This is a genomic window from Rhodococcus sp. AW25M09 (assembly GCF_000333955.1).
Taxonomy (GTDB): domain Bacteria; phylum Actinomycetota; class Actinomycetes; order Mycobacteriales; family Mycobacteriaceae; genus Rhodococcoides.
Genome location: NZ_CAPS01000145.1, coordinates 34,288 through 53,023 on the forward strand (window position 1 = coordinate 34,288; position 18,736 = coordinate 53,023).

The window sequence follows — 18,736 nt, forward strand, 5'->3', positions numbered from 1 at the left end:
AAACCCTGGTGGGCGTGGAGCTATGGATGCCGGTCAGACTATCGCCAACACCGGACACTTCGAGCAGGTGAAGTGCGCAAGCCACTGTTTGTGCAGCTCACATGTGGTAGTTGATCGTTGAATGACAACGCATTCGAGGCGTTCGGTTCTCAAATTCCCATGATGTTCACTGCAGCCGGTACGAGCAGCATGATCATGAACAGCACGGCCAAGGCCCCGAGAGGGGCATCCATCTTCTTCGTACGAGCTCCCGCTTCGCCTTGCTCTTTCGAGAGCAGGGCACTACGGAGTGCCCCGGCCCGGGCGGCGAGAGTGTCTGCCACGCTGGCCCCTTGGTCGCCGGTGTAGGTCATGATGTCCGCGAGGTCACCCAGTTCTGGGAGCGCGAGTTCGCCTGCAAGATTGGACAGAGCGGCCCAGGGTGCTTGTCCTGCAAGGGACGCCTTCTGCAGCTCGGCATCAAGGCGTAGGAACACCCAGCTATCACCAACGGCGGCAGCGCGTTCGAGACTTTGGAATGCTGCGACTCCGCCGCTTCGGTTCAACGAGACGAAGTCGATGAACGCCGCCAGTGCTCGCGTGAATTCGAGTCGAGCACTGGCCGCACGAGTCTTCACGTCGGCGTCAGGCGCGAAGAAACCCGCCAACGCCAGGACGAGCGAACCGGCTGCGGGGAACACGAACGGCACTGCGATGCCGAAGAGGGCAAGGAGTGCAAGGGAGACCGGAGCAATGATCAGCCCGATTGCGGCGGAAAGGATTTTGTCTCCGATGAACTTCTGTGGGGTCTCTCTGAGAATCGCAAGGTCCGCGGTCGGGATCCTGAACCATGCCTGCGATCGCAGTCGCGGGTAGAAGCGTGCGCCGACTCTGTAGGACAGGGCATCCGAGCCGGCAAGGTTGTCGCCGCCGCTGGTGTCGACGGTGTACGGGTCCGGAGCTGCACCGGACAGTCGTTCCATGGCGTCGTCGAGGGCAGGGTCTGCCGGCAGCATGCGGAGAACAAGGAGGATTAAGCCGAGAGCGGCGATCGCGGCGAGGGCCATTGCCCAGAGCTCGAAGTCGTTCATGATGCGCTCCTCGCACGTGCGGTGCTTGCTGCGTCGCGGTCCTTGGTGCCGATGAACCTGGGGTATTTGACGGGCAGGGTGTATCGCTTCATCCACCCGAGCACGAGGCCGAACCCGACGAATTCGAGGAACAGGACGGGCTGAAAGAGGGGCTGTTTGTAGGGGTCCATGTAGTTGGTGAACAGGAACAGCCCGGCGATGAGGGCGACGGTGATGATGGTGACCCATCGAGCGGTCGTACGGGGTCCCTGTCGCTCCGCCTCGGAGGTTCTGCGGTTGCGCACGTTTTCTGCCACCGATTCCGAGAGTCGTTTCAGGGCTGCGGTGAGGCCGGATCCGCGCAGGCGTGCTGCTTGGCGGAGGGCTCCGACCACGTAGTCGCCGGTGGAATCGTCGAGGTCGTCTGCGAAGCGAAGCAGCGCTTCGTCGATAGATACGTTGCCGCGCAGGCGGGTGATGAGGCTGGTGATTTCCGGCCGCAAGGCTTGGGGCATTCCTCTGTGGGTTGCGATGATGGCTTGTTCGAGGCCGGATCCTGCTGCGAGTACGCCGGTCAGGTTCCGGACCCATTCTTCGAGTGCGTTGAGGCGTTCGATGTCGTCTGCAGCGGCGGATGATCCGAGAAGGTACGGGACGCCTACTGCTGCGATCGGAATGATGGGAAACAGAACGAACCAACCGCTGAGCAGCCATGCTGCGAGCCCGAGCGCGGTGCCGACTGCAAACACGATTTTGGTCTGCCGAGGGATACGGGTGCGGGGTGTCCGGTGCCGTGTCGGTGCTGTCGGGTCACGTCGATCGCGAATCCCGTTGGCAAAGAACCATATTCCGGTAGCAAAGAGGAGGACGATGCCGACGGCGGCAATCGTGTACATCAGCGTTCACCTCCTGTGATCGTGTTGATGGGGATTTGGCTCGGAGTGAACCCGCCGGCGTAGAGCTTGCGGAGCAGTGCCGGGGGAAGTGTTCCGTATTCGCCGGTGCCGCCTGGTCTTCCTTCGTAGATTTTGGTCACTGCGGGCATGGCGTTTTCGCCGGCCTCGATATGGATGACCTCGCTGACGAATCGGACCTGACGTCTCTCGCCGGTGTCGGTGAATTCGTAGTCCGTTTGCAGCTGGATGATCAGATTGATGTGGTGTGCCACTTGGCGGTAGGCGTACTCGACCGGCACTCCTGCTTCGAGGGCGCAGGTGACGAGGCGGTCGATCGCGCCGGCGGCGTGTTCGGCGTGCGTGGTGCTCAGGGAGCCTTTGGCCATCTGCATTGCTTTGAACATGTCGATGATCTCGCCGCCGGCGACCTCTCCGACGATGACACGGTCCAGCTGCATTCGCACGAACTGGTACAGGATGTCTGACAGCGTCGTCGCGCCGCGAAGCGCACCGGTCAACTCGTTTCGCTCTCCGCCGCCGGTGATTGCCTCGGCTGCAACGACATACGGTCTACGACCGTCGAGTTTGTCGAGGAACAGTTCGTACTCTGTTTCTGCTGTGCCGATTCGCGTCTGCAGGGGAAGGCAATTGGCGAGCGCGCGAAGGTTGGTCGTCTTGCCTGATCCCATCGGCCCGGAGATGACGACGGAGGCACCTCCGATGACTGCGGCGCTGAGGATCTCGGACAGCAGCTGGGGCATGACTCCCATGTCGACCATCTTGTCGATGGTCACATCCTTGTGGCGGTGCATGCGGATGGCGATGCTGGGATGGCGGACCGAGTAGCCCATCGCGGATAGGCGGATGTCGCCGGGCAGGTTGAGGCGGAGGTTGGGGTTGACCTGAGAGAACGGTCGTCCGCCGCCGGGGGCGCGCTGTGCGAGGTTGGTGAGCCAGTCGTAGAGTTCTTCGTCGCTGTCCGCGATCGGGGGTCGTGTCTGCAGGCTTCCGTCGGGGTACATCACAATGACGCTGTCGCCGTTGATGAGGATGTTCTCGACGTTCGGGTCGTCGACGAGCGGCTGCAGTGGGCCGAGTCCGAACAGCGTGTCGAAGACCGCCTTAACCAGTGTTTGTTCTTCTTGGACACTCAACTGTTTGTGCCCGGTGTCAATAGCGGATTGCACTTCTTTGCTGACGAGATCGATGACGATCTGCCTGCCTGACTCGCGCTCCTCGTCCGGCGTCATTGCCGTCACGCCCAGCTCAGGGTTGAGCGCCTGATCTGCTCGTTGTGTCTTTCGGAGAGAGAGGATCTCGGATGCTTCTTTGGTCAGCTGCTTGACCAATTGATGGTCGGTCTTCGCGACGTCCGATCGATCCGCCTGAAATGGCGAGGGCGATGTGAACGGGACCGTCTCGAGGTGCTCGGGTTCCGGATGAGAATGGCGACCGTCCTTGCCTGCTGCGGCGAGCAGCCCTGCAGAAGGGGAACCGTATTGCCCACTCCTGTAACGAGTTATCTCGTTGTCGCCGTCGCCGAGGATGACCGGGTCGGCGGCAAACATCGGTAGGTCGGGTAGGGCTGGTCGCTCGTCGTCATCGAAGTCGGGTGCGTTGTTGGTCATGCGGGTGGTCTCCCTTTGGCCTTATCGGCTCGTCAGGCGGGCGGTGAGCTGTATGGAGAGTTGGCGATCCATGCCGGCTGGTGGGTTTGCTGGAAGCGCTCGATCTTTTGCCAGGTTCCGTCGATTGCGCGGAGATAGCTCGATCGACGTCGCCGCCATTTACCGAGCGAGGCACCTTCGGAGAAGACTTGCGCGTGCACCGGTGACTCGGGAACGACTGCTATCAAGTCCAGACCGGTCGCTGCTGCGGCCTCAGCGGCGCTGTACGGCTCGGTGCCCCTCACGATCAGGCCGATGCTGGCCGGTGACTTCGTGTTCTCCAGATGCTGCTGTAGTGGGCCCAGCCCAGCGCGAACTGCCGCCACTGCGGTCCTGGTTGGCCTGAGCATGATGCCGATAACGTCACTGTGACGGATCAGGTCTTGATGTCCCGACCGTAGATTGAGGCGGCCAGCGTCGACGAGTAGGTCACCGCCGCCCTGTTTCGAGAGCAACGCGAGGTGCGCCCCCAACGGGCCCCACGTCGACTTCATCGATTCCGTCTGCGCGGCATTGACGAGGCCGGGGACGAACCATCCCTGCGCCTTTGTCGGATTCTCAGGGTCGAAGGGGCCGACCCTGACTATTTGATTATGGAAGGCCGGTCCGATTTGGCCGTGCCTGTTCGGCTCGACCAGTTGGATGATCGATCGATCGTGGCGGCGACGCGCGTGAAAGTATCCGGCCAGCGTCGGTGACGATCCGACCGGATCCGCCTCGATGTACAGCAGCTTGCTGGAGTCCGCAGTGAGAGCGATTCCCAGGCCGGTCGTCGAGACGCCTGGCGAGCCCGAGATCGAGGTCAGTGTGACTAGCATCGGCTCAGCGCTCCCGGGAGTCGAGGACGATGGCGACGCGGTTGGTGGCGGCCCGGGCAGCGATCCAGCTGGCCTCTCCGTTCTTGACCAGAACGTCCACTGTCGTCTGACCGGTCTCGGGAATCTCCTTGACAGCAACGACCTGTGCGTTCGCGGTGACGGGTCCCTGTACCGGGGAATCATCCTGGTCCCGGGGAGTGTCGACGATTCGAACGTTGTCGCCGGCGAGCAGTGGCTCTGCGGGGAGCTTGCCGATTGCTACGGTGATGCCGACCAAAGTGTTGTCTCCACTGGGGATTACGGCGTTGGTGACCGACGATGGGTTCAGTGCCGACCCGCTCAGGAGCGGGACCGCTGCGCTCTGGCCCACGACGGACGCCTTGTCTGTAGCGGGAACGGTCGCGATCGTCGCATCGCTGTTGACCTCTGCGGTCTTGAGGTCGTCGGTGGTGATCGTCTCCCCTTGAGGGACGTCGCGGGCGAGAACCAGAATTGTCGAGGTGGCACGCATGGCGTTCACCAGGAAGACTGCTCCCACGATGGCCACGGCCATGAGCGCTACTCCAGCGATCCAGTACGACCGTCGGCGACGAACTTTGGTGGTCGATACGACTTCGGTGAAGTCATGGCCGGGCTTGGGGGCCACCTCTTTTGCGGTGCGCGTCTCCCCCACCGCGACGGTCGATGTCTTTTCTTTGAGATTGCCGAACATAGCCATGCTCAATCACTTTCCGTTCGTGTCGTGGCCCCGAGGCCGAGGTGTGCTTTGAGGGCGGTTCCGATGAGATGGCTGCGGGAACGGGCCTTGAACTGATCTTTCAGTTGATCGATGATGACCCAGTCATCGGCGTACAACCCGACCGTGACCCCCTTCTTCTCCGCCTTACCTTCAGACGGCTTCCCTCCTACTCCCCTGGCGCGGAACAGATTTCCGCCGATCTTGCCGCCGGGGAACAGCAGGCTTTCGAGGTCACTGTGGACATCTTCGATTGCAGTGATGACCAGCTCTCCGTGAGTTCTCCCCGTCCGCTTACTCGCCTGTACCAGGCCTTGCGCAACAGCGACAGCAAGGTGAACCGTGGACGGCACAATGGTGTCGTCGTGCCCCAATTCTGCTGCGCCAGAAGACTGTTCCTCTTCATCCTTGGAGCCCAACTCCACCACCTCCGCTGAGTCAGCACTTGTCGATCCGGCCGGCGGCCGTGGCATGAAGGCCGCGCCGAGCGACGGTCGCGCAGGTGGAATCTTCGGCACGTCCACACCTTCAGCGCTCTCGGTCCTCACTCACGATCCTTCCGATATCCCCGTCCACATGAGTCGCAGCCTTGAGTGCGACGTACGAGATATACCGGGTCTCATGGACACCGCGGACAGCGTCGTTTCACACCGAACCCCGCAATACGAACGCCATGTTCCTTACGTGAGAGGACCCCACCCCCTCCCGACCTGCACAAAGGCTATCTCCACTGCAACAGCAGTGGCGATCAATGCTCGGTACATAACAGTTCGATAACAAGATCATCGATTGCGCACTTGTCCTCCATGGAACGGTCGTCGGTGCCACACCATCTATCCCCCATCGCGCTCACGGCGCTGTCGGCGAGAGCCGGACGCTTCGGTTGCTATGGCCTCTCGGCATGCATCCAACGCACCGACGCATCAGTACCACCTTTACGTTGCGAACCTGTGGTCTAACTATCGCGGTGCCATCCGTGCCTCACCGTGTGGCGCTCATGTTGGCCTGATGGCTTCTTGCTATTTGGCTGATGTGGCCTTGATGTGCTCTGCATTGCGCCGTGCTCGTTCTGCCGTGCCTTGGCAACATTGCTGTGCATCCCTGTCGATAGCCCTCGGCAGGCCTTGTGGTGCGACATTGGAGCCCTGCCGGGTTTGGCGCACTAGCCGTGGGCATAGTCATAGAACTGATGCCAACGGAGTCGTGACATGCCACCGTTTACCTGCAACTATCGACGTGTGAGCCTCTCCGACACTGCCTCCGCGCCGAGCCGCGCGGGTGCCGCGCGGGCACTCGAGGACCTGCGGTGGCATCGCGAGTTCCATCGCCAGTCCCAGTTCCGCTGGTGGGACACCGAGGCCGCGCTCGTCGCCACAGAATTCACTCGTGGACAGGACCACTTCCAGACCGTGCACGACCTCGCGCACCTGGAACGACAGCGGCTAGCTCTCGCCGACTACACCTCGACCTGTCAACGAGCCCTAGGCCATGCGCTGAAGCAATCACAACGCCTTCTGGACACGAGAGACTGGCACTTCGCATCAGACGCACTCTTGCTGTCGCCACGAATATGCGAGCAAAGCAGCTACCTCGCGACCTGGGCCGATCCGTACGATCCGAGAGCGATGAGCAACCCTCAGGTCCAGCGCATCCAGCGTTCCTGCGAGCGCATGATGTTCGGGAGTCCCCTCATCCTCAGTTGGGAACTGAGCCATCTGTGGAGCCTCTACCGCGCCGCCGAAACTCTGCTCGAGGACACCCTCGTAGACCTGACTATCGAGCTCTCGGAAGCAGTCCCCAACGCCGCATTGTTGTGGGCGACCCAGATGGCGTCGACAAGCGGATTGAGACGTCGGATATCCGATCAGCGGTCGAGCCGTGGCGAGCCCGGTGATCCCCGCCGTCGACCATGTCAAAGCTACACACTTCAACGCTGATCGGGAGCAGCAGCATAGTGCCGTGACCTGGCACTTTGGACGGAACTCGCACTCGTCCTCGCACTGAACTACGCGTTCGTATTCGCACTCCCCTACCGTCCGTGACTCGCTTGTTCATTGAGCTGCGGCGCATAACGGGCCAGCGGCCGAATCCCTGTCCGAATCGTGCGTCAAAGCGCACAAGACTCCGCACGCCAATACCGCCCCTCCTACCGGCGCTGACTCGTTGCGATACGCCTACTGATCTTCGTTGCACAACGCGCTGCCGAACTCGCCTTACAAACCCGATGTTGCAACCCATGCAAATACGCACGCCAGTACGTACGTCAGCACTCTTCGATCTTCGCACCTGTAGTCCGGTGTTGGTACGCGTCTTGATTCGCTGTTAAGTACGCGTACTCTGTCGCGTTGCAGACCGTGTTTCACACCGTGTATTACTTCGCGTTGCATGATGCGTGGTTCCCCGCATAGTTGTACGCACCAAATACTGCGTCTTCCAGCGCACCTCAAAACACTGTTCACTTCGCGTTGCTCAACGCGTAGTTCATCGCGTAAAACTACGCAGATAACTACACGTGCCACTACGCGAGCCGGGGCGCGTTGCTCCACCCGGTGTAATACGCGTTGACACACACGGTTATCTGCGCGTACTCTCGCGCACACAACCACGCACGACAACCCGCGCATTCACCCGCGTAAAAGGCTGCGGCAGATTCGAGCCACACACGCCACTCGTAGCGATGCGGCCTGTGAACGCTTCGGTCCCGCTCCGCCTTTTAGCGCTCGAGCAGATGGCGGGATCCAGAATCCTGGAAGGAAGGTTCCATTCGATGGCGATACCAAATTCACTTGCAGTCACCCAGGGCAAGGGGGGAGTTGGCAAAACGACAGTCGTGGCCAACCTCGCAGGCCTGTTCGCTGCTGCCGGCTACCGCGTTCTGGTCGCCGAGTTCGACCCTCAGGGCAACCTGTGCCGCGATTTCGGCTATGAAAAACAGTCCGGTGAAGAGCTCCTGATGGCATTGATGTCCGGCGGGCGACCCCCGGTCATCAAAGACGTCCGACACGGTCTCGACGTTATCCCTGCTGGTCCTGCTCTTACTGACGTCGCAGGAATGATGCTCTCCAGGCTCAGCCGCGGGGGAGAGACCTTGGGACAGATCCTCGACAAGGTTCTCGCTCCGATCGTTCCCGATTACGACATCGTTCTCTTCGACACCCCACCGGGCGACGTCATCATCGGCGACGCGGTCCTGTATTGCACATCCTCGGTCATGATCCCCACCCGCGCCGACGACGGCAGCCTCGACGGCCTCGACCGTGTCGCCGAGCGCTTCGCGCGTGCCCGCGAACACAATCCGCAGCTGCGATTGGCCGGCATGCTCTTGTTTGCGGTCGGCAGTAGGTCGCAACGTCTCCAGGACCAGGTGCGGGAGAGTATTACGCAAGCAATACCTGACACGATCGCACCCATTTTCAATACGACGATCCGGTACATGGAGAGCGCCGCGGCGGATGCGAGGCGGCATGGCTTGCTCGCACACGAGCTCGAGGGAGCGACTGCGAGCGCGAAGAAGGCCCGGCTGAAAGCGTTGCGAGACAAGGTAAAGCCGCCAAGCCTGCTACTTTCGCGGGATGCTACCGGGCTGGCAGACGACTACGAGGCCCTTGCAGCCGAAGTCCTGCATCGTCTGGCCGAGCTTGCAGACGAAACCAATCGCACACAAGAAGGGGGAGCAGCATGAGCGCCGTCGAACGCAAGAAGCGCGCCAGCCTGGCAGACCAGTTCGAGAAGCCCGCTCCACGTGGATCCGGCCTTGCCAATATCTTTCCTCGCAACGGAACCGGCGCTCTCACACGGCCGGCACCTACAGGACCTGCCTCGCTCGACGAGGCTGCGGGCAACTCGAAAGACGAGCCGCACGTGGCCCCAGTCGACGCTTCCGTCGACACGACGGCTGCTGCTGTCGTAGAACCCACGCCCCCGCCCATGCCGACACCCGAACCAGCCACGCGGGCGACGGCAGCTATCACCGCGGAACAGTCCGAACCCGACCTGGATGCAGCCGCAGCTGCGGTGGTCACCGACGAGGATGTCCGTCCGATCGCGGTCTACGTTCCCGCAGCGGTGAAGGAGGCATGGAAGGCACGGTCCCAGAGGGAGAAGAAGTCCTACGGCGAGATCGTCGAGGACGCCTTCGCCGAGCACACCCCCGAGACCCTGGTTCGTCTCTTCGCGCCACGCCCAGTCGAATCATCACGGGGTGGGATGCCGCGCCTGGCCCGCCCGAAAGTGGCGAGTGGGGGAGTGGAGGTGCGCCCGCATCTGTGGGTCGCCCAGACCGGCTGGATCGACGAGCAGGTGGAAGCAAGCCACCTAATCCCATCGCGAAGTGCCCTCATCGCTGCCGTGGTCGAAAGCTATTTGGCCTCTTGATCGACCCATCAGGGCGTCTTGCTCCTGGCTCCCCACCATGCTCCCCACCATGCTCCCCACTCCGGTGGGGAGCATTTTTGTGCCTTGACCTGCGTCGATTGCCATGCTCCCCATGCTCCCCACCAATTTGCGGTCAGGTCACGCGTAGATGAAAGAACTGCTGCTCGATGGAAGTCCGTTCCACAAGTTGGGGTGTTCGTGGTGTCCGGTGCCGCAGAGAGAATGTCAGGAGATTTCGCCACTCCTGTCACAGAGGTCGATCGAGATGGATCTACCTGTCATGTGTGGGATGACGACGGTACGGACGAGGCAGGGAGGGACACGGTGAACGTCGGACGACAGGTAGGCGACACACCGGGAGTCGCGGCCTCCCTGTTTCTGTTACTGATTTCGTTTACCGTGGCCGCATGGCTGGAAGCAAACCGGGAAGAGAGTCGAAGGGCCCTCGCACACCCGCAATGGTGCGCACTCCCGAAAAGCAATATCTGCATTACAAGAACGAGGCAGACACCCTTGGCCTCGACCTCTGCGATTACTACGTCTACGTCATGGCGATGCACCACGAGCTACCCATCCCGCACTACATCCAAGATCGAATCGATCCCGCGCAGTACAAGCTGGGCGCGTGATGACCGAACCCTAGACAGCGAAAAACCCCCCTCGTGCTTGGCGGCGAGAAGGGGGGTCTTCCAGATTCACATATGAGCGAATCGCTTCGCTCCAACCACCCACCGGGAACAACCACGAACACGACAGGAGGTGTATTGACATCATAGCTCAGTACTCCGGACTCGCCGTGATTTGCGGTCCCAACCGGACACGCGTCGCACCTCGTCGTGGTGGCCTGTCGTGACCTCACCGACTCCCAACCGCGGCCACATGTGGTCGATGGACAATATCCGTCCACGCCTCGAGCAGCTCGGCGGCTTCAAAGCCACGTCAAGTTCCCAGTTTCAGGCTCGTTGCCCTGTTCACGACGACCGTCACGCTTCACTGTCTGTCACGTGGACTCCGGGACATCGCGGTTCCGGAATGGTGCTGCTGCGGTGCCATGGGTGCTCCGCGACGGCCGTGGAAATCGCGGAGCGGCTCGATATCAGCCTGTCCGATCTGTTCGACGAGCCGTTGCCGAGCCGGGATCCGGGCGCACCGCGTGTCGGTAGATCCCCGCAACAACGTGCAGCCGGCAAACGACGTGGGCGACTGGGGCGGCTTCCTGCTCGGATAGCCGGCCCGGGACCAGAGCCCGAAGTCGAGCACTCGTGGTCGGAAGTTACGCGCTATCCCTACACCGATGCCGACGGCGACTTGGTGCAGGAAGTCATCCGCGAGGAGTGCACCTCGTGCGGGGTCAAACACAAACGATTCCGGCAGTTGTTCGTCGGACCTAATCGCACCTATGTCAAACGTAAGCCCGCGGTGTTCACCCCGGTCCTGTTCGCGATGCCGCAACTGCAGGCGGCCCTGTCAGCCGGACAGCCGGTATGGCTGCTCGAGGGCGAGAAAGATGTCGAGACCGCAACGCGTCTCGGCCTCTGCGCGACCACGAATGCCCAAGGTGGCCTGAACTTTCCGCCACAGCTCGCCGAGGTGTTCACCGGTGCCGCCGTACGCGTTGTTCTCGATCGCGACGCTGCCGGATACGACCGCGGCATCGAATTGGCATCGCTGCTCGGCGCGGTCGATGCCGAGGTGCAGCTGCTGTTACCCGGCACCACAGACGACAAATCAGACTTCACAGATCATGTCGAGGCCCAACTGTGGGAACCAGACGATGCATGGAACGGGTTCATCCCCGTCCATGTCGGTGAGGTTGCGGCGCACGCTGCCCTGGCCAAGCTTCGCGGCAAGGCCACCGAGGTCGAGAAGGCAGCGCGGGAAGCGGCCGCACGCGCCGAGCGCGGGCGAGTATCGGGTCACCAGGATGAGTGCGCCGACGAGATGCGTCTTGCCCAACGGTGGGCTGTCGAGGCGGAGCGCCTGTTCGAGCCGTTGAGCGAAGCCGTCGATACGGTGCGCAGTTTCGCTGCCGCCGAAGGCACGAAGTGGTCACAGGAGGCGGTGGACGCCGCTACCGCCGTCTGGCGCACCGCCCGGACCGCTGCCCGTGCCGCACACGATATTTCGCACACTCCGATTCCACCGCTGCTGCACGACGAGGACGAACACGCCGCGACGCCACCGTCGACTGGATCCAGCCACGTCGATGCCGACGAAACGAGCCCTCCGCTCCACGAAGGACCCCAACTGCACGTTGTCGGGTCGGCCACTCGCGGCGCTCACATCTCGGCACCGACGTATCGGGTAGTCGAAGGAAGCCTCGTCGAAATCGTCACCAACCGAGATGGCGAGCAGACCGCCAAAATGGTGCTCAGCATCGATGCTCGGATCGTCGAGATGGAATACCTCGAATCGCAGGACGACGGCCTCGACGTCGATGCGCCGACGCTGCTCGGCCGCGAAGACATCGCCGGGCAACGGGAAGCCAATCCGCCGTCACCCGAACAGCTTTCCGCTGTCGTCATCGGGTACACCCATCCTGATACGAGCGAGTTCATGCGCATGCGGGTGGACGCCCAGGACTATCGGGACTGCACTTGGGTGGATTCTCTTCCCGGGCCACCGACGTACGATTCCAAACCCTCTGGGATCGCCAAACTTCGCGACGCTCTGAAAGTAGCCGGGGGAGTGACGATCGCCCGGACGGTTCGGTTCCGTTCCACCGGTTGGCGTAAGGACCGAGACGACGAGTGGTTCTACGTGCACGCAGGCGGCGCTATCAGTGCTGCCGGTACCCGTGTTGCGCCGGTGCTGCTCAGTGGCCCGCTCGCGCGTTACGACCTGCCGTGCCCGATCGCCGATGCACCTCGGTTGCGTGATGCCTTCATGGTCGATTCGGGATCGATGCTGACGCGTCTGCCGGTGCGGATCGCGGCTCCGTTGCTCGGGCACGTCTTTCGCGCGGCCTTGGGACCCAACCCGTGGGTTCTGTCGCTCATCGGTTCGCCCGGGTCCTACAAGACCTCGATCGCCTCGATCGCGATGCATCATTTCGGAGAGCTGTGGGATCGACGACGACCGGCATCGTCGATGTCCGGGAACGGTGACACCCTCAATGCGCTTCGGATCAAACTGAATTCGTCGAAAGATGCGCTGTACTGGGCCGACGACGTCGCGCCCACACGAGACTGGGGAGCTGCACAGAAAGCGCTCGAAGAGTTCGCGCGCATGGTCCACAACGGCGAACAACGGAGCCGTTCCAGTCGCGACGGGTTGAGCATCCTCGACGGCACCGCCCCCCGCTCGTCCGCGATGGTGACCTCGGAGGTCATGCCTCGACCAGGGTCCGGTGCACAGCGCATGTTGGTGGTGCCGTTGCAGTCCGACGAGATCGAACTCGACGAGCTGATTCGACTCGACAGCGAGCAGTCGCGGCATGGGCGCGCCCTGCTGATGGCCTCGTTCCTGCAGTGGTTGTGCCCCCGCCTCGAAGAGCTGCGGGAGAAGGTGTTCAACGAGGGCGCGCACTACGCCGAGGGTCTGCGTGAGCAGGGCGAAACCGTGCGCCAGGCCGAAGCGGTCGGCGCCGTCTGGGCAGGATGGCAGGCGTTCACCGCCTTTTTGCTCGATGTCGGCGCGCTCGATGCCGATGAGGTCGAGCAGGTTCTCGACGTCGTCGACGGCGGATTGCACGACGCGGTCGTCGCTGCAGCCGACCCCGATCTGCCCTCACGCACCGGAGCTCGGGTGCGCGAGCTCCTTGCGCATGCACTGCGTACCGGATTGGCCTACGTCGACGACGTGCGGACCGGTGAAGCACCCGACCGCCCGCTCGCCGGCAGGCTGGGGTGGCGGCGAACGTTGGTCTCGGACTATCAGGACGTCAAGAAGTATCGCGAAGATGCCCGCGGGATCCGGTTGGGGTACGTGCTCACCGACCCCGGGCCACGCGACGGCGAAGCGCAGCTGTTGATCGAATCGACTGCCCTCGAACAGGTTCTGAAAGCCGCGGCATCGACGATGTCCGATGCTCCACAGATCGATCGAGGCACGGCGCTGCGGGCACTCTACGACGAGGGTGTTCTGATCGCCGAGGAACGCGCAGGCAAGACACCCCGTTACACCGTCCAACGCACCATCCATTGTGAGGAACGCCGTCAGCGGATGACGGCGCTCCGTCTATGGGCGATCCTCGGCGACGGTCCCGACGACGGTCAGATCGGAATCTTCGACACTGATGGCGGACCCGACGATGCACCGGACGGTTCGACACCGAGCGACGTTCCGGGTTCGACCTCCGCAGTGGCCGACCTCGCGACGTTGTTCTCGGTATCGAACAGCGACACCTCATCGACGACGGACAGCTCTCGCGCCAACGACGCCGAAGCTACGTCTGACAACTCCGAACAGGAGGACATTCCAGTGGGAAGCTACCCCGACGCCGAGGGCCATATCGCTGTCGCAGAACATATTTCGCCGAGCGTCCCGTGCGTGAAATGCGGAGTGGGCTCGGGCCTTCGCTTCGATGGCCACGTTCTGCACGCGCAGTGCTGGTTCGGAAGCACAGCTGCCTCCCGCGCTGCACTGGTTGCCGATACCGCAGCCGCAGCGAAGCCGCCTGCACCCGCCGCCACTGGCCCGCGGCCGTCGACCGAACCTGCTCGTCGAGCGGCTTCCGAGGCCGCCGAGTCGAGTACTCCTACGGTCGAGCAACCCAGTGCGCCGCTCGAGACCACGCGGCCTCGGCGTTCAGCTCCCGCAAAGACCGCGGCCGACCCGTTCGCTGCCCCTGCCGCCGTCCTCGACGTCGATGGCATTTGGATGCCCGACGGCAGTCGAATCAATCTGCCACAGAACATCTCTCACGTCGGGCATGTCGCCGAGCTGGTGCAGGAGCTGCGTCTGGGCACTCAGACCTCGTCGTGGCAGAGCGAACCGGGACAGATCTGGGTGACCGCGGCGATGACCGAGAAGTTCGGAGTGGATCTGAGCACGCTGAGCGAGGATCCGTCACAGCGACGCAAAGACGTCGGCGAGGCCACTGCCGGCACAGCGTTCGTCACCGATGCCATCGCCGACGGTTGGACCCTGGGCAAGCCCGGTGACCGGCTCGGTGCCTGGACCCGTGTGTGGCGCACCCAGGGCGAGCACCGCGGTGTGTGGGTCGTTCTGGCTGCAGGCATGAACGCCGATCCACGCGATATCCCCATTCTCGGAGACCGACCGTCCCCGAGCACACTCGCGCGTCGACTGTCGCTGTTCGCCAGCGCGTTGAAGATGCCGTGGGTGATCACCCCGCAGTCCACCGGTTTCGACCTGATGATCTCGACTCGATTCAAGGACCGCGAGCGCATGTTCGGGGCGCAGACCCCCGTCGGCCCGGCCACCATCAGCTCCCTCGAGGACGATTACGCCTGGTCCCGCAAACCGACCAGCGACGAGACATCGATGACCTACGTCCACGCGTACGACCGTGGCGGCTCGCACGCTGCGGGAATCGCCGGCTTGGAGATGCCGATCGGATCGTCCACTCATCATCCCGACGGGCGAGCGTTCGACAAGAAGCTGCCGGGCTATTGGCGGGTAGAGGTTCCCGAGGCAGGGGACTGGCGCATCCCACATCCATTGATGCCTCTCGGTGGCCGGCCGGGCCTGCTGTGGGTGACCACACCGAGTCTGCAGGTCGCCGGAGAACTCGGCTACGAGCTCGAACCTGTCGAGGCCTACGTGTGGAACGAACATGGCCGAGTACTCGATCCGTGGTACGAGCGAATCCGTGACGCACGAACAGCTTTGGACGTCGATGACGTCGACGCTCAGTTGGCCAGGGATCTGCTCAAGGGCGTCTACACGCGCACGATCGGACAGATGGGGTCCTCGGTTCACATGACCGGCCGAGCAGGTTTCTCGCCGGAGCGACGCCATCACATCATCGCCAAAGCGCGGGCGAACATCACTCGTCGCATCGTCAAAATCGGCACCGTCTCCGACCGGTGGCCGGTGGCCATCACGAACGACACGGTTCTCTACACCAGCAACGATCCGGATCCGATCGCGTCCTGGCCCGGGGAGGACAAGCAGCTCGGTCGGGGGTTCGGCCAGTACAAGTGGGAGGGCTCCGCTCGGCTCGACGATCACCTCGAGTTCCTCGTCGGCGGCCGCTACAAGGGCAAGGAAGCGTTGACGATGAACTGGGATGCCACGACAGGTAAGGGGGAATAGCCGATGGTCGGTCGCAAGCATGCCGGCTTCACAGAGAACCTGGAAGCAGACGAACGCCGACGCAGCTCACTGTTCCAGGGCTTGACGGGTCGGCGCGGTGCCGATGTCTCCGGCAAGGCCGGTACCACCCCTGACATGCGTGGGATGCTCCTCGCCGCGTACGGCCCGGGCACGCGGGGCGGGGTGAACACGGCCGCAGCTGCGCGCGATCTCGGAGTCTCGCGTCGTACGGTGGAACGGTGGGTCGCCGCCGAGGGACGCCAGCGAATCTCGAAGCCGAAAGCCGAGACTCTGAGCAAACTCACCACCAAATCGCGGCAGGCAGCGACGACGAAACAGGGCCGGCGCGCCGCCATCAAAGCTGTCCGAGAGAGCAAGCAAGGCAAGTCGATCGCCAAATACGGTGCGCGCGTACAGATCAAGGGCCGACAAGGCGTCGCCGGCGGGGGAGGGTTCTACATTCGCAATCGTTCCATCCAGATCCCCCCGGATCAGAGTGGTATGTCGCCATCCGACGTCGAGTCGATGTGGTCGGCGTACGAACGCGGCGGCGACAAAGAGCTCTCGAAGTGGCTCAGCGGCTACGCCAGCGACCGGTACGTCGACGGATGGACCTTCGAGAGCATCGACAACATCTCCATCGACCCGGTCTGACCATAAGAGTCTGCGAGTTCAGATGTTCGGAGTGTCCGGTGCAACCACTACGGTATCGGTGGAATCGCGCACGGCAGCGCTCTGCAGGAGGGATCAGAAAGACATGTTCGAGACCAAGTCTCAGCAGTGGAAGACCCGCGTCGTTGGCGCGTTGGTGGGTCTAATCCTCGTCGGCTCGGTTGTGCAGGCCAAAATGGGATTCAGCTTCTTTCTCGGACCACTCAATTAGAGCGACATGAACCCGAAGCGACCGCGGTGGACCAAACGACAGCTCGAGGTCGCATTCACCGCGTGCTACGGACGATCGGTCAACGGTGGTGTCGATATCGACTATGTCGCAGCGGCATTCAGGGTTACTCGCCGAACCGTCCAGCGTTGGCTGCAGGGCTCACCTCGTACTCGAGCAGCGATTCCCGCCCACCGGTTGCAGCAACTTCAATTTCCCCTTCCTGAAATCCGACGTGTCGAACAGCAGACCCTCGACAATGCACGAACTGTCCTGACCGGACTCGATCTTCCCCGTGGCCGCGGTGTCCGCAAGGAATGGCGAGAGCGACGCTGGCTGGACCCCCATGTCGTGGCGATCCTCCGTCCCCACGGCTCTCCGGACCTGCGGCAGGTAGCGATCGCCAGAGGCGCACCCCGCCCCGTCGCGGCACTACACAAGCGGGGCCCGCTCGATGACTTCGTCACCGTTCCCACCCGTTTCCACGCCGACGCCCTCGTCGGTGAACTGCTCGACCGCGTCGGCCCATGGCGTCTCTATCCGGACGACCGTGTCGTAGAGCTCGGCCGAACCCGCGTGTGGGCCGCATGGGCACCACCGATCGACCTACCCGCTATTGCCCGCGGTGCGGGCCTGCTCGACAACTGATCAGCCTCGACCGCCGTACCCACGCTCAGTACTCGTATCCGCACCCATGACTGTCCTGTGCCGCCGCGACGAGAGAATGTCAAAGAAAGAGTGAATCGCGATGAATCGCAACAACAACTGGAACTCAAGCCTGTATATCGCTGCTGTTCCGCTCGGGCTTGCTGCCGCCTACCTAGTCGTGTGTTGGCCTTTCGAGGCACTAGTCTCGGTTCAGAGGCATCTCGGTGCCGGATCCGAGGTAGTCACCGAGTCGACCCCACCGACGATGCCCGGCGCTCAAATTGGCTTCCTAATTCTCTTCTTCGCCGCAGTTGCCGGTCTCGCTCTCGTCGCGGCGGTGCGCCGGTTCATCGAACCGAACGAGATCGAACCGAACAGCTTCCCTGGGACGTGGCGAACACGGACGCTGATGAGTGCAGGATTGTTCCCCATCGGCCTGTGCATGGCCTCGTTGCTGTCCCCCGAGGATGCCGAAAACCTCTCGCGCACCAGTGACTACGACAACCCGGCACAATGGTGGAACAGTGCGCACCTTCTCGTCGCCGGCTCGGCCGAGGAACCGTTCTTCAGTGCGCTTCCGGTCTTGTTGCTCTTCGGGGTCGTCGGACTGGTCTGGCGCGTCCAGCCGTGGATGCTCGGCATCGTCATCGCGAGCTCAGCTCTGTTTCGAGCCTCCATCCATCTCTACCAGGGAACAGGGCAAGCGTTGTCGGCGTTCGTATGGGGCGCTGTGGCCGTCTACGTCTACTATCGACTCCGCAGTCTCACGGGACTCGTTCTGGCCCATACAGCTTGGAATGCATTCGTCATTGCAAACAATGGTGACTACACCGCGGCTCAGATAGTGATCGGCGGGTGTATCGCGTTCACCGCTCTGTGGTCGATCTATCGACTGTCAAACACTTCCACCTTCGATCACTCCGATCGAGCATGCCCGACGGCAGCAGCCGGCCACACCTCGAACGCCACCAGCTAAGGACACCGATGACCAATCTGACGACCATCAAACGTTGCGCGGTAATCGGCAATGCGGTGATCGGTGTCAGCGCCTTCACCAAGAGCGGAATGTCGTTGTGGCAGCTGGCGACCGCCAGTGGATACCCGACAGCACTGGGATGGGTCCTGCCACTGGTGCTCGACGGAATGGTCATCCTCGCAACACTCATGCTCGTCGTCGACGCCTCACACCGCTGGTTCGCGTGGGCCTTGCTGATTCTCGGGTCGATCGCATCGACCGCGGGCAACATCGTGCACGTCTCGACGGTGGACTACAGCTCGACTTTCACAGTGGCCGCCCTGGCAGCTGCTGCGCCGCCGCTGGTACTGCTGGTCACCACGCACCTGATGATCCAGCTGGTCCGACTCGAAGCACCGGCCATGGAAGGCGACACCGACGAGCGTCAGGTAGACCTGAAAAGCCCGACAGAGGCCGAAACGGCCATCCTG

Annotated in this window: 16 protein-coding genes; 10 read left to right on the forward strand and 6 right to left on the reverse strand. The window is 62.6% G+C overall.

What is annotated here, in order from left to right:
* Nucleotides 1-149 precede the first annotated feature (149 nt).
* From RHODMAR_RS26115 to RHODMAR_RS26140, 6 genes are read right to left on the reverse strand one after another with little or no spacing between them, the layout of a single operon-like run.
* A complete protein-coding gene (locus RHODMAR_RS26115) occupies nucleotides 150-1,070 on the reverse strand; it encodes a type II secretion system F family protein (RefSeq protein WP_008720797.1) in 921 nt (306 codons plus the stop codon).
* Nucleotides 1,067-1,945 carry a type II secretion system F family protein gene (locus RHODMAR_RS26120; RefSeq protein WP_008720799.1) on the reverse strand — a complete coding sequence of 293 codons (879 nt, stop codon included), beginning with the start codon at nucleotides 1,943-1,945 and terminating at the stop codon, nucleotides 1,067-1,069. The genes RHODMAR_RS26115 and RHODMAR_RS26120 overlap by 4 nt, the downstream gene beginning before the upstream one ends.
* Complete coding sequence (locus tag RHODMAR_RS26125) at nucleotides 1,945-3,573, reverse strand: CpaF family protein (RefSeq protein ID WP_008720801.1); 1,629 nt, start codon at nucleotides 3,571-3,573, stop codon at nucleotides 1,945-1,947. The genes RHODMAR_RS26120 and RHODMAR_RS26125 overlap by 1 nt, the downstream gene beginning before the upstream one ends.
* 32 nt (nucleotides 3,574-3,605) lie before the next feature.
* A complete protein-coding gene (locus RHODMAR_RS26130; protein WP_008720803.1) occupies nucleotides 3,606-4,430 on the reverse strand; it encodes a hypothetical protein in 825 nt (274 codons plus the stop codon).
* Nucleotides 4,431-4,434: 4 nt separating this feature from the next.
* Complete coding sequence (locus tag RHODMAR_RS26135) at nucleotides 4,435-5,148, reverse strand: SAF domain-containing protein (RefSeq protein ID WP_008720806.1); 714 nt, start codon at nucleotides 5,146-5,148, stop codon at nucleotides 4,435-4,437.
* 2 nt (nucleotides 5,149-5,150) lie between these two features.
* Complete coding sequence (locus tag RHODMAR_RS26140) at nucleotides 5,151-5,684, reverse strand: hypothetical protein (protein WP_157226240.1); 534 nt, start codon at nucleotides 5,682-5,684, stop codon at nucleotides 5,151-5,153.
* Between the two features lie 720 nt (nucleotides 5,685-6,404).
* On the opposite strand from RHODMAR_RS26140, the gene RHODMAR_RS26145 reads away from it, so the two are divergent.
* The 10 genes from RHODMAR_RS26145 to RHODMAR_RS26190 all read left to right on the forward strand — a co-directional run.
* Entirely contained in the window at nucleotides 6,405-7,103 is a 699-nt protein-coding gene (locus tag RHODMAR_RS26145) for a hypothetical protein (RefSeq protein ID WP_051048292.1), read from the forward strand.
* A gap of 749 nt (nucleotides 7,104-7,852) precedes the next feature.
* Nucleotides 7,853-8,848 carry a ParA family protein gene (locus tag RHODMAR_RS26150; RefSeq protein ID WP_198289543.1) on the forward strand — a complete coding sequence of 332 codons (996 nt, stop codon included), beginning with the start codon at nucleotides 7,853-7,855 and terminating at the stop codon, nucleotides 8,846-8,848.
* Nucleotides 8,845-9,540 (forward strand): hypothetical protein, encoded by a 696-nt coding sequence (locus RHODMAR_RS26155; RefSeq protein ID WP_008720816.1) that lies wholly within the window; start codon nucleotides 8,845-8,847, stop codon nucleotides 9,538-9,540. The genes RHODMAR_RS26150 and RHODMAR_RS26155 overlap by 4 nt, the downstream gene beginning before the upstream one ends.
* A gap of 407 nt (nucleotides 9,541-9,947) precedes the next feature.
* The gene (locus RHODMAR_RS28510; protein WP_157226241.1) at nucleotides 9,948-10,169 is read left to right on the forward strand and encodes a hypothetical protein; all 222 of its coding nucleotides are present in this window, start codon (nucleotides 9,948-9,950) and stop codon (nucleotides 10,167-10,169) included.
* A 442-nt stretch (nucleotides 10,170-10,611) separates the two neighbouring features.
* Nucleotides 10,612-15,762: a hypothetical protein gene (locus RHODMAR_RS26165; RefSeq protein WP_008720820.1), complete on the forward strand. Its 5,151-nt coding sequence runs from the start codon at nucleotides 10,612-10,614 to the stop codon at nucleotides 15,760-15,762.
* A 3-nt stretch (nucleotides 15,763-15,765) separates the two neighbouring features.
* Nucleotides 15,766-16,416 (forward strand): helix-turn-helix domain-containing protein, encoded by a 651-nt coding sequence (locus RHODMAR_RS26170; RefSeq protein ID WP_008720822.1) that lies wholly within the window; start codon nucleotides 15,766-15,768, stop codon nucleotides 16,414-16,416.
* Between the two features lie 103 nt (nucleotides 16,417-16,519).
* The gene (locus tag RHODMAR_RS29485; protein ID WP_269419367.1) at nucleotides 16,520-16,645 is read left to right on the forward strand and encodes a hypothetical protein; all 126 of its coding nucleotides are present in this window, start codon (nucleotides 16,520-16,522) and stop codon (nucleotides 16,643-16,645) included.
* 6 nt (nucleotides 16,646-16,651) lie between these two features.
* Nucleotides 16,652-17,290 (forward strand): hypothetical protein, encoded by a 639-nt coding sequence (locus RHODMAR_RS26180; protein WP_008720824.1) that lies wholly within the window; start codon nucleotides 16,652-16,654, stop codon nucleotides 17,288-17,290.
* A 100-nt stretch (nucleotides 17,291-17,390) separates the two neighbouring features.
* Nucleotides 17,391-18,266, forward strand: a complete 876-nt coding sequence (locus RHODMAR_RS26185; protein ID WP_008720825.1) for a CPBP family intramembrane glutamic endopeptidase — start codon at nucleotides 17,391-17,393, stop codon at nucleotides 18,264-18,266.
* Between the two features lie 8 nt (nucleotides 18,267-18,274).
* Nucleotides 18,275-18,736 (forward strand): DUF2637 domain-containing protein (locus tag RHODMAR_RS26190; RefSeq protein WP_008720827.1); only part of this gene is annotated, 462 nt, incomplete at its 3' end.

Excerpts from the sequence above, each read along its gene's own strand:
- RHODMAR_RS26115 (WP_008720797.1), bottom strand. The coding sequence starts at position 1,070 with ATGAACGACTTCGAGCTCTGGGCAATGGCCCTCGCCGCGATCGCCGCT.
- RHODMAR_RS26120 (WP_008720799.1), bottom strand. The coding sequence starts at position 1,945 with ATGTACACGATTGCCGCCGTCGGCATCGTCCTCCTCTTTGCTACCGGA.
- RHODMAR_RS26125 (WP_008720801.1), bottom strand. The coding sequence starts at position 3,573 with ATGACCAACAACGCACCCGACTTCGATGACGACGAGCGACCAGCCCTA.
- RHODMAR_RS26130 (WP_008720803.1), bottom strand. The coding sequence starts at position 4,430 with ATGCTAGTCACACTGACCTCGATCTCGGGCTCGCCAGGCGTCTCGACG.
- RHODMAR_RS26135 (WP_008720806.1), bottom strand. The coding sequence starts at position 5,148 with ATGGCTATGTTCGGCAATCTCAAAGAAAAGACATCGACCGTCGCGGTG.
- RHODMAR_RS26155 (WP_008720816.1), top strand. The coding sequence starts at position 8,845 with ATGAGCGCCGTCGAACGCAAGAAGCGCGCCAGCCTGGCAGACCAGTTC.
- RHODMAR_RS28510 (WP_157226241.1), top strand. The coding sequence starts at position 9,948 with ATGGCTGGAAGCAAACCGGGAAGAGAGTCGAAGGGCCCTCGCACACCC.
- RHODMAR_RS26170 (WP_008720822.1), top strand. The coding sequence starts at position 15,766 with ATGGTCGGTCGCAAGCATGCCGGCTTCACAGAGAACCTGGAAGCAGAC.
- RHODMAR_RS29485 (WP_269419367.1), top strand. The coding sequence starts at position 16,520 with ATGTTCGAGACCAAGTCTCAGCAGTGGAAGACCCGCGTCGTTGGCGCG.
- RHODMAR_RS26180 (WP_008720824.1), top strand. The coding sequence starts at position 16,652 with ATGAACCCGAAGCGACCGCGGTGGACCAAACGACAGCTCGAGGTCGCA.
- RHODMAR_RS26185 (WP_008720825.1), top strand. The coding sequence starts at position 17,391 with ATGAATCGCAACAACAACTGGAACTCAAGCCTGTATATCGCTGCTGTT.